Origin of the sequence: Rossellomorea marisflavi (assembly GCF_001274775.1) — a bacterium.
Taxonomy (GTDB): Bacteria; Bacillota; Bacilli; order Bacillales; family Bacillaceae_B; genus Rossellomorea; species Rossellomorea marisflavi.
Map to the genome: position 1 here is coordinate 479,688 of NZ_LGUE01000004.1, position 13,338 is coordinate 493,025.

The following is a 13,338-nucleotide window of genomic DNA, read 5'->3' on the forward strand; positions in this document are numbered from 1 at the left end:
AAGCTACCTACAGGGCAGCTTGCTTCTTATTTTTCTATTAAAGTCGATCGTCCGCAGATCAAGCAACATTCATCACATCAACCCAGCAAACCACAACCCAAGCGTCGTCCCAACATAATTCCCGATGATATACCCGAGCGTACCTACTACGAGGATCGGCCCAATCAAATCCTTCCATCCCTTCGCAATGGCCATGGCGGCAGCCGTTGTCGGGCCTCCGACGTTGGCGTTGCTGGCGAGGAGGATTTCTTCAAGGTCATATTTCAATAGCTTCCCTGCACCGAGCGAAATGCCCAGGTTGAGGATGACGATGATCAGGACAAACACTAGCAGCAGCGGTGCATTTTGAATAATCAACGGAATCGATGCCGGTATTCCGATTACGACAAAGAACAGGTAAATGAGGAATGTCCCGATTTCCTGGCTGCCGTTGATCGATTCGAAGTACTTCGGAAACAGGGCCAGTGCCAGGAAGGTCAGCGTCGTGAGCATGAGGTACTTATCCCCGAACAGCCCGTTCATCAGATTCAGGAAGAAGGACGCATCGTCACCAGACGGGATGAGTCCGGCAAATAGTTCGGCGATCTTGAATGACACCACAACAAGCAGGAAGGCGGTTCCGACCGACAGGGCTATATCCTTGAGGGACATTTCCTTCCGCGACCAGAATCCTTCGGCAAGCGTCTTCCCGTCTTCCTTCATGCCCCCGCTCTCCACCTTTTCCACATGGGGCGCACGGAATCGTTTCCTGAAGAAGCCCATGGTGGGGATCGTCATCAACACGATGAAGTAGATGGCCATCATCAGATTATCCGCCACCACCGCAGACGACACCATTTCTCCCGGCGGTGCGAACTTCGCGGCCATGGCGGCAAAGTTCACCCCTCCCCCGACATACGAGGCACTGAGCATCGCACCGAGCTTATCAAGGTAGGGAATGTGATCCCTCAATAAGAAGAAACTGATAATCGTCCCCGCCACCGTCCCGACGGAACTGATCAAGAACAGGATGAGCAGCCGCCCGCTCTCCTTCCACACCTTCTTGAAGTTCACATGGAAGAGGAGCAGCGGAATCGCAAGGGGAATGATGAACGTCCACACGGCATCATACACCGGTGACTCCGTCGGGATCACACCCGTATTCGATAGAATGATAGCCCCGACCAGGGCAATGATGGCTCCCGATATCTTCGCCGCCCAGCTATAGCGCTGTTCGAGGAAGATGCTGACGGAAGCCCATACAACGATGATTCCCCACAGGGTTATGTAATCGTCCGGTTGAATGAGAGCTTGGTTCATGGGGTTGCCTCCTTTTTGTAATCTTTATTCTATCGTACCCATTCCAGAAAGAATTTTCAAAATATTATTCCTTATCGAGGCGGTACCCTATCTTCAAGCCAACCCCCTTTTCCAAATAGTGTATACTATACGTAGATTCAGTTAACAGGAGGAATAGAAATGTCCATTGCCACCTACTCAACGTTCAACCACTATAAAAAAACCATTCAATCATTATCTTCACCAACTCAAGAAGCCCTATTGAATGAACCATTCCTGCTGGAAAAAGACCCAAAGAAAAAACTCGAAATCTACTATGCTCCATTTGAGCATCTAAATACCAATGCAAAGGTCGTCATCGTCGGGATCACCCCCGGCCTCCACCAGATGAAAAAGTCGTTCGAGACGGTGTGGAACCTGAGAGAATCCACCCTCACAGACGACGAGATCCTTCACGAGGTCAAAAAGAACTCAAGCTTCGAAGGGCCCATGAGGAAGAACCTCATCACCATGCTCGATGAACTCAACCTCCCCGCTCACTTGGGGATCACTAGCACCAGCGAGTTATTCGGATCACATAGCCACCTGGTCCAAACCACCTCCGTCCTTCCCTATCCGGTCTTCTATAATGGGAAGAACTACAGTGGATCTACACCGAACATAGTGAAAACAGATCTGCTGCGAGACTACATCCTTCAATCGTTCCCTAAAGAAATGGAACATATGGACAATCCGCTGATCGTTCCTCTCGGGGTGAATGTCTCCAAGGCCCTTGCCTATCTATCGGAACAAGGTCTGATCGACGCCGCGTGCATCTTGGACGGCTTCCCCCATCCTTCTGGAGGGAACGGGCATCGACATCGGCAGTTTGCTGAGAATAAGGAGGAGATGATGGATAGGATAGAGAATTACTTCAAAGGGATTGCAACGGAATGATCTGTTCATGATTAAACAGCGCCTTGTTAAGAAGGGGGATATGATAGTGCCATCTATAAAACAAAAAGCAGAAGCATGGCTGTTTCAAAACATAGAAACCCTTCGCTTATATAGAGATTCAACTATATATTTTCCGCTAGTCGGATTTGCGGATGAGCCCAAAATATATATCTCTCTATCAAACCAGGAATTAGAGATTGGCTACATAAAAGATATCTGGTATTCACCTTGTAGCCCTGAACCGACAAAATACAGAAAGCACGTTATGTACATGACTGATCATCTTTCCGTAGAAGATCAAACAGAACAAATCCTTGGTTTACTTTTAAAAACCATCCAATCAAGAAAACGACAATATCGATCATGCCTATTCTGTGGGATAAAGGTAAACCCTGAACACCGTTATGATAAAGATACTTGTCATGGATGTGCGACTTATCATTATGGGATAAAGTATTGAGTGAATAATCTCATGACCATATGGCTGTTTGAATAGCATCGAGCAGATCTATTTGAACTTGAAAAGGATGCCCGTAAGACTGGCATCCTTCTTCACTATTTAACTATAAACGACAGATCCATCATAATAACTCATATACTCCATGAAGATAGGTTTTAAATCTTCTTTTTCCAGCAGGGGTGACATGATGACGGGATAGCTTTTGTTGAATTCAAAGATGACTCGTCGTCCTACACGCTCATCCTTCCCTAAGTCTTCCCTACCTGTTATTTTAGCTTTCAGGGCTTTCGATAGATCCAATTCATAAATAATATCCAAAATATTAATCAAAAACTGTTCATTACGGAAGATCTCATATTTGATTATATAGTTGTAAAGGTCTAGGTTATCCACTAACAGCGTGTAGTAATGTTCTCTCCACTCTTGATCTGCAATGGCATCATTGATGTACTGCGCTCCCAGGACGCACTTATAAATGTAATTTTCCCAGTCGAATTTCTTTAGGACAATGTTATTGAAGTGACTGATCCCTTCACGAATCTTAGGATACTGCTCCAACAGGTAGTCCCGCTTGGTAATCAGCAGGGAATGCCAGAATAATTCATTTAGATGGACATCTCTGTCCGTATCCAAGTAAGAGTGAGAAATCACTCGAAATGCTTCCATGAAGAGATCTTTCTTCTCAGCTTCACTTCCTTGGGCTATATAGATCGGAAAGTGCGGTGCTTCATCAAGATGAACCACTTCGTTTGTGAAGTACTCATCCTTCAGCTGAATCTGGTCGTCTAAAAAATCCTTATAGAATTGTTCGTTATGTTTGTAGCCACTCTCCAGCAGTCTAACTTCCACTTGAAATTAACCCCTTTACCACAGATGTATATTTTTCGATCATCTTATCTGAAATTGCGTAAATCACTTCATCAATCGTATCAATACTGATCTCCTCGACCATCTTCTTCCTCATCAAATGGTACAGTTTAAGATCCAAGGCATGAGCAGGTGGATCAATTTCCAACAAATCGACAGATTCATGGTCTTCACCATTATTTACTATAAACCGCTGCAAAGCGGCATGCATACCAGCATATACGTAAGGATTGTTGAGTGTATTACTCTTTGGAAGATTATTAAATTGGAACTCTTCACTACGATATTGAATCACGATGGTTTCGTGACCAAGCTCAATTTTGATGGCAGATTTCAAGTTCGGGTTAAGTTTCTTTTCAAACAGTTCCAGTGGTTTTGTGGTACTTCCTTCGAACATAACAACATTTGAATAAGCCAGAATGGAATGCTTTGGAACAACCAGATCTTCTTTAAATTGATCGTAAAAAGCGCTAAGATCTTCATTGTCTGTAAAAGCAATATCATCTTTAGACTGAATATGCAATTGTATGGACGTCCGATTGCTAATAGAGATTCTGGACTTCAGGATCTTCACAGAGCTCTGGTTCAAATCGAGCCTGAAGAACTTGTTGTCCTTGGATTGAATAATGAGGATGGCCTGGGCTCTCCCATTCTTTAGAAGTTCATTCATAAAGTCAGAGTCCAGCTCGTAAGTGAAGTCGAATTGATAGTGATGAACGTTTTCTTGAAGCTCTACTTCCAGAACAAACTGACTGGCTGTATAGCTTTTTGACGAGTTGGTAAGTACAGGGTATGGGAAGTTGGCATCTTTTTTGTAAATCATGTTACACCTCGATGTAATATACGAATTTTAGAGATTTATTAAAAGAGCCTTTAAGCCCCAGTTGGAGTTCAGACACACCTTGATGAATCCGTACATCCTTAATGACATTTTGATCCAATGCGTACTCACGCCCCGATTGAAGGTCGGATACGATACTGTAATTGTCTTGGAGATTGAATTCATCGGGATACTCCACACCCATTCCATCAATAACGGCTAATGAAATATCACAACTTGTTTCACCATTGATCATTTCACTGGTGGTGAAATCAAATTTTATTAATTCTTTATTATTCAGAATGACTCGTTCCACCATTTCAGGGTTCGCACTGTATTTTGTTTTCAACTCTTCATTCAAGTCATTCTCCATATTCTCTGTTTTCTTCCGTTTAAGAGGATCACGCTTTGGCCGCTCCTCCCCACCTGATTTTCCATTCTTGTTCTTCTTCGTTTTTTTCGGGACGCTCGTTGACGCCTTCACAACAGATTTCCCTTTATTAATCATGACCGTTCCCATACTGTCTGAGAGATCATTCTTAAACTGGGTTTCCACCACATATAAAATGTCTTCTGTATTCATGATCCCGTCAGTTGGATTATTTTCTTTAACGGCAGCCTCAATGACCTTGGCCATCTCACGGGAAAGATTATTAATAAATCGCTTAGCGCGCTTTTGCAACTTAGCATCCTTAATATGTTCCCAAGACAGTTCCGTATGGGACTCGTTCTCAAGGGATTTAATATAGGAGTCTTCGTCAGAGCCGCCAATCATCACAGCATTATACGGTTTATTCGCATTCGCCGTCACCTTAAAGTCCTCAATCTTCATTCCGATTGTACGAACAATCGCCACACGTCCTTTGGGAATCTCCTCATCGTACCGGAAATAAAGATTGAAACGGAAATCCCGTTCACCATCTGAGACGATTAATTCTCTCGGCTCCTGATTTAAATATGTATCCACATACAATGGCGTGAAAATTTTCTTAGCCTCCGTAACATCCTGATTGTAGTAGTCAGGATTCGTTACGTAACTGGTTATGGTGTCACTCGTCAGCTTTTCGTCGTTAACATTCACTTCTAATTTGCCCTTTAGGATGGAGACAAAGAAGCTGTCACAAATGCTTTTAATGATCTCGTTCTCGTTATCGTACTCTTTTCGAAGGAATGGAATAATGATTTTCAATCCACGGGTATCTTTTGCAAATACCGGTTTAAAGGTATTTTCGTACGGATAGAACCTTGTTTGATCCTCGTTTATATCTGTAAAGTATCCTGAGGATCGGTAGTATTTGCCTTCATACTGGTGCTCAATAAGTTGAACCGTGCCCCCCAGATGCTGATCACCGTGCTCATCACAGTTAGCAAAGTACATCATGTGTAGATCAGAAGCTGCATTCGAGGCAATTTTACCTACTCCATGAGAACCTCCCCGTGAGGTTTCCCGCTCAGAGTCCGCTTCCTCAAAGTGCACTCCCTTATTATAGGCATAGATCCCCCATGTATCCTGTGCTGAATTACTCTGACCATTCCGGGCACCTGTCAGACCACGTGTATTAGAATCTTCAAACGAGATATAGCGCACTTCGTCCTGATTCAATTTGTTCAACATGTGCTGAATGGTTTCCCGTGTGTAGCTATTACGTCCCTGAAGACTTTGAATTCGTGCAATAACGTCCTCTATTCCTGGTATATCCTTTTTCTTAATGCTCCCCGTTTTTATGGTTAACGTGACAGGTCCCTCATATCCGATCAAACGTCCATCCATTGAATTTTGCGTATTCTCTCTGGTCAAACCGGTTACACGCATATTATAAAACCGTTCTAAAATCTTATTAAAATTCGATTCTTCAATATTAGGAATCGGTGAAAATTTCCACAGTGGGCCTATATGCTGACTGGTCATGATTTACTCCTCTTCTAGTACAATGTATTCATTCTGTATATATCTTACATGATCACTAAATATATGTAAATTCAAGGGAGATAAGACCATGGATGCACCCTGAACATTCTATGTCAAACTCCCCTGGTTCTTCACTTTATCAAACTTTAGGAGTAACAATCTTCATCAACCGCCTTAATAAGAGCTGCTCCTCCTCAAGTTGAGTGAGCGAATCCAATAGGGGTGGTGGGTTCTCTTTATAGGAATGCAGTTCTTTTCCTACTTCATACAAATAATCAACGGCGGTTTCCACTTTGATGGAATCACACTGTGTATTGCAGTAGCAAAGTTCTGAATATCAAGCATCGTCATCGCAAACCCATTCTTTTCAAGATGATTCAACTTACCTTGGCAAACGCTTGGCTCCTACCCCGACCAGCTTATGCTCAATTCCCAAGGACCTCTTTAAGCCTCCATACACTTCTTGTTTGTACAGGGGTAAGCCTTGAAATCATACTCCGCCAGTAAGTACCCAAATAACGAATTACTCCAGTGAACAAAACTACCTGAAGTCTAATTTGCTTCCTTCAGCTTTTGTACTATATCGAGAACCGTGAATTCATTTATCGAATAAATGTATTCAGCTTGGATAGGATCTCCTCTTTATAAGATTCCTGATATAACTCGTTTTTAGCTTTGAAGGCAGGATACCGCTTGTAGGACAGTTTGATGTAGGAATCTATGAATAGTTGATCGGAAGGTTTTGGTAAGCAAGGCAGAGACATTTCTTTTTATTAATACCTATGTTTATACTAACCGATTATCCAGGTGGAAAATTGCAGCGACTTCATTTTAAAGAAACATAAAAAATATAAACATTTGCTATCCATTCGAATGTTTTATAAAAAAGTAATTCTTAATGAGGGTTTGTAACATGGTTTGAGCTTTTTCCTACAGGATACAAAGCTTTGATTAACCCACTTTCTAGTTTACTTACTATCTCAGAATGGAAAAGTAACTTAAAGGACAGGTGATAAAGTATGAGTGATGTTTTAACTAAAGAACAACGAAGGAAAAACATGAAGGCTATAAAATCAGTGTCGAAACTTGAGGCAGTTGTATCTAAACAATTGTGGAAAAGAGGATTTCGTTTCAGAAAGAACTCTAAAGATCTATTCGGCAAACCTGATATATCAATTAAAAAATACAGAGTAGTAATTTTTATAGATTCCTGCTTTTGGCATCAATGCCCTGAACATAGTAATATGCCAAAGACCAACGCGGAATTTTGGAAAAAAAAATTAAATCGAAATGTGGAACGGGACATGGAAGTCAATAGACATTATAAAAAAAATGGGTGGAACATTATGAGAGTATGGGAACATGAGATTAAAAAGGACATCGATAAAGTCATAGAAGAGATAAGCATGTTCATTATTAAAGCAAAACAATAAAGATTACATGTTATCTCAAAACACAATACCAAAAATTAATCATCTATCCTTCCTACTTGCTAAACTTGAAAATCACTACATTTCTTTCGTCAAGTATTTTCCTTTCGCAAATTCAATAAACTTCTCTACCGTCCATAAACGATCTCTATATTCTGCAGGATACATTTTATGGTATGGTTCTGGTACAACAAGGGTTACTTTTTCTTCTGCCATCTCGTCTAACTGATTCGCAGAAATACCTTGTTGTAAAGTTAATAGATGCTTTTCTGAGATTCGATTTGCTTCATTTAAGATCTGTCTCCACCTATCCTTACAAGTAGTTTTTGCACCTAAAAATATTAAACTACTTGTTGGGTAATTACTATCAGAATAAGCATTATTTGATGGTAAAAGAAAGTCAGGCTTTTTATTACCTTCAGATTTACCTGGATGAGCAAATGGTAGTTGGAAAGAATTTAAAAGAAAATCTACATGATGCTCTAAGCTCTGCCCTGCTCTGCTTTTACGTCGATTTAGTATGGAATTTGCTACGGTAATTAAAGGTTCCACTTCCAAAAAAGGCTTTGTAAGATACTCTTGGTATAATTTCTTTTCAAGTGTCCTAAATGTTGCGAACTCTGTTTTTACCCATTCTAATAAAAGTTGATCTGAATTTTTTTTTGTATTTTTATATACTTTGTAATGAATTGCCCTGGATATTGTAGCCATATTAACTGTTGAAGGAAAATCATTATATAATAAAACTGTTTTTTCTATTTCCTCTTCTAATTTCTTGGACATGTTCAGCTCTTCTATAATACCATGATTATACACTGCATTATTGTTTACTAAATTCAGTGAAAAGGTTTGGGTGAAAAGCTCAATTTCATCATCTGTATCTAGTATGTATACTTTAAAGTTATCTCCACCCATGGGCAAGAAAATGATTAGATTCCCCAATTGTCTGGCCTTATCAAAAGGTGAATTGGTCCAGAATCGTGTAATACGGTATTCGTTCCTTGTTCCTTTTCCGTAATAACTAACACGGCTATCAAAAGGATAGAGACCTTCAATATCAATCTTTACAATTCTGTGTTTATTTTCTCCTTTGGTTCCTGCTTCCTGAAAGAAGATACCCCACGCACTTTTAGAGATATGTATGCCTTCTTGATGTGCATTAGTTAAACCTACATCATTCGCTGTTACAAACTTACAATAAAAGCGGCCAATATGCTTGGCCGCTTCTAAAAGACTGCTTAATTTTCCGGAATTATTTTGTGACATATTCCAATCGACCTTCTTCCGCGATGTCTTCAATTGTTTTGTCCCTTTCAAGAGCCTGAACCATCTTTTCAGCAATTAAACGGACTACAGGTACTGCCACACTATTACCAAATTGTTTCCACGCGGCAGTTCTGCTCACTACAATTTTAAACGTTTCTGGAAATCCTTGCAAGCGCGCACATTCACGCGGCGTCAATCTTCTTGGATTCTTTTCTTCACCTTGTGAAATTAAAATTTCACTTCCGTCTTTATAATATCTCGCACTAAGAGTTCTCGAATAGGAGTTCAGGTCTGGAAGCCCGAAACCAAAACCATTCCCCTTTTTGGAGTGCTTTTCTTTATACCCCTGTAAATAATCCCACAACTTGTCTGACAGAGTAAACTGCTCATCAACTTCATCATCTAAAATAGAGATTAATGGAGGGCCTTCTTTAGGAATTTCAGGAAATTCAAATTGTATTGGCTTTTTAAAGCCCACTATATAAATACGCTCTCGGCTTTGTGGTACTAATCCTTTTGCATTAATTACCTGGTCATATACGGTATATCCCAGCTCTTCTTCAAGAACCTTTTTTATTACTTTAAATGTATTACCTTTATCATGACTTTTAAGGTTTTTTACATTTTCCAAAAGAAAAGCCTGAGGTTGTTTTTCTTTAATTATACGAGCTATATCAAAAAATAACGTACCCTGTGTTTCATCAAGAAATCCATGTTTTCTACCTAAAGAATTCTTTTTTGATACACCTGCAATACTGAAAGGTTGACAAGGAAAACCAGCAAGCAGAATCTCATGATCCGGTATTTCTTTTTCATTAACCTGTCTTATATCACCAATTGGTTTTTCACCAAAATTTGCTTCATAGGTTTCTTGGGCTTTCATATCCCACTCACAAGAGAAAACACATTCTCCATATTCTTCGAATGCTAATCTAATACCACCGATCCCTGCGAACAAGTCAATAAATCTGTATAACATAATATTAAGCCTCCCTCAACTTGTTCTAGTAAACTTATTATACCAAAGTATAGTGACTTTGGGTCGAATTATGTGTTAAAATGTTTTAGTTACTTTTTAAACAATACCCTATTAGAAAGGGTGAAACAAGTGGCAAATGTAGCAATCTACTATCAACAAGCAGAGGAAGAAAATCCGGATGAGGCAGTACTCATTGTAAAAGAACTCATAAAAAAAATTAGAGATAAACACAAGATAATGAAGGTTTTCATTGACAACTTTGGGGAGGATTTTGAATTTATGGAACTCTTAAATTCCCCACTATTAGAGTTGGATTATATATATATTAATAAACCTATTAACAATGATTTTGATAGGCAGCTCCTTGACCAACTAAAAAAAACTGAAAAATTTGAAGTAGTATATTTCACTTAGTAATTTAAAATTTGAATGCTCATAAGATTTAAAATTTATCCACTTCTATAAAAATAGATTATTAAGTAACATAATTTGCGTAGTCTTGCTTTTATGCATAACTAAGTAACTTCTTATATATTGATTCTTGTCTTATTCATTCCCGTGTGACACCTAATATTTTTCCGACTTCCTCTAAAATCCTCTCGATAGAATTCTCTATATCAAACCTTAGGCAAATAACTCCTTTCTCTTTTATGGTTAAAATTGTAAACATTTCTTTAGCGTTTAAAGCTAGATCATTTCTTTTTAAATTGTTTCCTGATTCAAGACACCTTAAATGTACACTTAGACATGTAAACTCTGAAAGGATAGATAATGTATCTTGATAGAATACCTTAGCTTCTTGCTGGGCACGTGTTAACAATACATATAAAAGCCTTGCGTGGGTTTATCATTCGGAAAAGTATCATGCATTAGATCTATTCCTTTTTATAAAATTTCGTACAGAGACCCTGAAAAGAAGGCGAAAGTACCTTCAATCCGCCAAAAAGTCTTCCAAAGCTCGGTTTATTGATTGACGCTTGACCGCTAAGCCAGAGGATTTGACCGAAGAGGAGCAGTCCCATGTCTTCTCTTAGCTGGAGGAAGTCTGGACGACGCGGCAGCTACAACTACCTTCTTCAATATATTCGTTTTGTCTTGAAATCCTGAAGAACTCACCCACACAACCCGTTTCTTCGCATCCACCCAGAATCAGGTTACTAAATTCAACCACGACTTGTGGTGAAGAATCAATCATAACCAAAGTAGAAGTTAAAACTAATTAGATATTATTTTCCATATACCCTCTGGACTGTCTCCTGTTGGTTTAGAATACCTCCTTTTCTTAAGTAAGTAGCAGCCCACCTAATATCGTACTGCCAAGTACAAAAAAGATCTCTGGAATTTCTCAGATCATGTTCATGTTTATTTAGAACTAATCGGCTTGTATAACCCCCGGCATATTCTTAATACTAATATCCCCAGCATCTCTTATCTGCCAATCCTTAATAAATCTAGCATAGGCTAATGGCTCCCCATGCCGTCTTATATTTTTTGAAAAGTCCACTATCTTACAGTATTCTGTCCCCCCAAACCTTTCACCTCTCAGCCCTCTCCCTACCATTTGTTCATATAAGATAATACTGGAAGTTGGTCTGCATATAAGGATATGGTCGGTCTTTGGTGCATCAAACCCTGTTGTTAATACTCCATAATTAAATAAAAATTCAATATCACCTTTCTTAAAAGCATCTATATGCATTCTTCTTATAGCCTTTGGAGTATCAGAAGATATCACAGCTGATTTTCTCCCGATTGAATTCATGACCATTGCCATAAATTCAGCGTGATCTACAGTACATGCATAAACAAGTGAAGACGATTTTTCTGGAATCGACTTCATATATTCTATAATTTGTATGTTTCTATTTTCATTGTTAGCAAGATCATTTAAAAATTCCTTACTCAGGTCATCATGTTCATCATCAACATAATCAGACACCTCTATTTCTTCTCCGTTTTCATGAAGTAAGAAAATTGGTTCTGCCAAATACCCTTCTTCCCTAAAATAAAGGAGTGGATTCAATTCATACCTTCTCATATCCGGTAATGAGGGGTGGATTAAATAAGCTTCAAACTGATTTACCAGCGTCATGGTCTCTTCATTACTTCGTCCGGGTGTTGCTGTTAATCCACAAATGGGAAACAGGGTGGGACCCACCAATTCTTCGCATTTTTGAAATAATACTTCATAAATTTTTGTAGTAGCATGATGTGCCTCGTCAATAATCATCGCACCGCAGTTGGACAAAATCTCATTTAATGCTTCATCATTACTTTGTATCCTAGAATATAGTTGCTGAATACTTGATATAACAGCACCACCAATTAAGCTGTCATATTTTACTAACTTCCCACCAAAATATCTGTAAACCCTTAAAGATTCAGGAAACTCCCTTTCTTGCCACATCTCAGTAATACACGAAATTGCCTGTTCACATAGTTCTTCTCCTTGGGCAATCCATAACAAATATTTTCCTTCCTTAAAACGGGGTTGCATCCAGTCAATAAAACTTTCCACTGCTACCCTTGTCTTGCCCCCACCGGTTGGTAAAGTAACAACGCATCGTGTTTTTTCCTGTTCCCTATTCAATACAGATAGCATTTTTCCCTTTAAATCCTGCTGATACTCTACAAGAGGAGGCACCGATTTCCTTGGTTCAATGTCCTGCACAGGTTCTGCGCTGTGATCTTTAGGAATGGATATACCTGAAAAAGCTAATGGAAAACCCAATGTCTGAACAAAATCTTTAGCCCACCGCCCTCCCATTACCCACCTTTTACCGGCTAAAGCTTTAGGCATATATGAAGGAGATTGTATTTTCCGGTTACTAATTGGATTTCTATCGTATAGATTAACTAATTGTGCACCCTCGAGTTGTTTTAATAATGACGCTCTTAGTTCTCTTACGACATCATTACTTCCTGCGAATAAAAATAATCCTTTTTCAACTATTATCACTCGGGCCAATTGATAGTCATCCATCATTCCTAAATCTAAGTCCATCAGCATTTTATTCAGTTTTATATACTTATCTGTTCCAACAAATTTAATTAATAGGTTTCTATCAATTTTATATAGATTAATTAAACTTTCCACTGTTTGTTCTATTTCATTTTCTGTTAGAAAGCCACTCAAATTTACATCCCCTAAAATTAATTTTATATAGACTATTTTACTATTCTTCTAACTAAACTGGAATGAAGAGGAAGATAAATAAAAAAGAACACTATTAGCTGTCCTTATTATCTCCTGTCTTTTCCTTGCAAAAATCCGTATAAAAGCCACCGCCACCGGCAAATAAATCAAGCACTTTAAGTTTCCTTATGCTGATACTTCCTTTTAATTAATAATCCAACTCTCCTACTCTATCAAAGATAATCCGGTAAGAGAAT

At 39.2% G+C, this 13,338-nt stretch carries 11 protein-coding genes; 4 read left to right on the forward strand and 7 right to left on the reverse strand.

Features of this window, described 5'->3' with window-relative positions:
• Window positions 1–72: 72 nt before the first annotated feature.
• On the reverse strand, window positions 73–1,299 hold the full coding sequence (locus AF331_RS12490) for a DUF819 family protein (protein WP_053428433.1): 1,227 nt from the start codon (window positions 1,297–1,299) through the stop codon (window positions 73–75).
• A 159-nt stretch (window positions 1,300–1,458) separates the two neighbouring features.
• On the opposite strand from AF331_RS12490, the gene AF331_RS12495 reads away from it, so the two are divergent.
• Together AF331_RS12495 and AF331_RS12500 are read left to right on the forward strand one after the other, a co-directional pair.
• On the forward strand, window positions 1,459–2,214 hold the full coding sequence (locus AF331_RS12495; RefSeq protein ID WP_053428434.1) for a hypothetical protein: 756 nt from the start codon (window positions 1,459–1,461) through the stop codon (window positions 2,212–2,214).
• Entirely contained in the window at window positions 2,201–2,674 is a 474-nt protein-coding gene (locus AF331_RS12500) for a hypothetical protein (RefSeq protein WP_053428435.1), read from the forward strand. The genes AF331_RS12495 and AF331_RS12500 overlap by 14 nt, the downstream gene beginning before the upstream one ends.
• A gap of 99 nt (window positions 2,675–2,773) precedes the next feature.
• Here AF331_RS12500 and AF331_RS12505 read toward each other — a convergent pair whose 3' ends face one another.
• The 3 genes from AF331_RS12505 to AF331_RS12515 are packed head-to-tail and all read right to left on the reverse strand — an operon-like array spanning window position 2,774 to window position 6,270.
• Window positions 2,774–3,523 (reverse strand): hypothetical protein, encoded by a 750-nt coding sequence (locus AF331_RS12505; protein WP_048013777.1) that lies wholly within the window; start codon window positions 3,521–3,523, stop codon window positions 2,774–2,776.
• The gene (locus tag AF331_RS12510; protein WP_048013778.1) at window positions 3,513–4,364 is read right to left on the reverse strand and encodes a hypothetical protein; all 852 of its coding nucleotides are present in this window, start codon (window positions 4,362–4,364) and stop codon (window positions 3,513–3,515) included. The genes AF331_RS12505 and AF331_RS12510 overlap by 11 nt, the downstream gene beginning before the upstream one ends.
• 1 nt (window position 4,365) lies before the next feature.
• Window positions 4,366–6,270: a hypothetical protein gene (locus AF331_RS12515; protein WP_053428436.1), complete on the reverse strand. Its 1,905-nt coding sequence runs from the start codon at window positions 6,268–6,270 to the stop codon at window positions 4,366–4,368.
• Between the two features lie 1,019 nt (window positions 6,271–7,289).
• On the opposite strand from AF331_RS12515, the gene AF331_RS12520 reads away from it, so the two are divergent.
• Entirely contained in the window at window positions 7,290–7,703 is a 414-nt protein-coding gene (locus AF331_RS12520; RefSeq protein WP_053428437.1) for a very short patch repair endonuclease, read from the forward strand.
• 75 nt (window positions 7,704–7,778) lie between these two features.
• Here the strand turns inward: AF331_RS12520 and AF331_RS12525 are convergent, their stop codons facing one another.
• Together AF331_RS12525 and dcm are read right to left on the reverse strand one after the other, a co-directional pair.
• A complete protein-coding gene (locus AF331_RS12525; RefSeq protein WP_053428438.1) occupies window positions 7,779–8,966 on the reverse strand; it encodes a type II restriction endonuclease in 1,188 nt (395 codons plus the stop codon).
• The gene (gene dcm / locus AF331_RS12530; protein ID WP_053428439.1) at window positions 8,953–9,945 is read right to left on the reverse strand and encodes a DNA (cytosine-5-)-methyltransferase; all 993 of its coding nucleotides are present in this window, start codon (window positions 9,943–9,945) and stop codon (window positions 8,953–8,955) included. Before dcm ends, AF331_RS12525 begins: the two co-directional genes overlap by 14 nt.
• Window positions 9,946–10,074: 129 nt before the next feature.
• On the opposite strand from dcm, the gene AF331_RS12535 reads away from it, so the two are divergent.
• The gene (locus AF331_RS12535; protein ID WP_053428440.1) at window positions 10,075–10,359 is read left to right on the forward strand and encodes a hypothetical protein; all 285 of its coding nucleotides are present in this window, start codon (window positions 10,075–10,077) and stop codon (window positions 10,357–10,359) included.
• A 958-nt stretch (window positions 10,360–11,317) separates the two neighbouring features.
• On the opposite strand, the gene AF331_RS12540 is transcribed toward AF331_RS12535, so the two are convergent.
• Window positions 11,318–13,081, reverse strand: a complete 1,764-nt coding sequence (locus tag AF331_RS12540) for a DEAD/DEAH box helicase (protein ID WP_053428441.1) — start codon at window positions 13,079–13,081, stop codon at window positions 11,318–11,320.
• Between the last annotated feature and the right edge of the window lie 257 nt (window positions 13,082–13,338).

Bases quoted from the DNA above. Each gene is read 5' to 3' on its own strand.
- AF331_RS12490 (WP_053428433.1), bottom strand. From the start codon at position 1,299: ATGAACCAAGCTCTCATTCAACCGGACGATTACATAACCCTGTGGGGA.
- AF331_RS12495 (WP_053428434.1), top strand. From the start codon at position 1,459: ATGTCCATTGCCACCTACTCAACGTTCAACCACTATAAAAAAACCATT.
- AF331_RS12510 (WP_048013778.1), bottom strand. From the start codon at position 4,364: ATGATTTACAAAAAAGATGCCAACTTCCCATACCCTGTACTTACCAAC.
- AF331_RS12515 (WP_053428436.1), bottom strand. From the start codon at position 6,270: ATGACCAGTCAGCATATAGGCCCACTGTGGAAATTTTCACCGATTCCT.
- AF331_RS12520 (WP_053428437.1), top strand. From the start codon at position 7,290: ATGAGTGATGTTTTAACTAAAGAACAACGAAGGAAAAACATGAAGGCT.
- AF331_RS12525 (WP_053428438.1), bottom strand. From the start codon at position 8,966: ATGTCACAAAATAATTCCGGAAAATTAAGCAGTCTTTTAGAAGCGGCC.
- dcm (WP_053428439.1), bottom strand. From the start codon at position 9,945: ATGTTATACAGATTTATTGACTTGTTCGCAGGGATCGGTGGTATTAGA.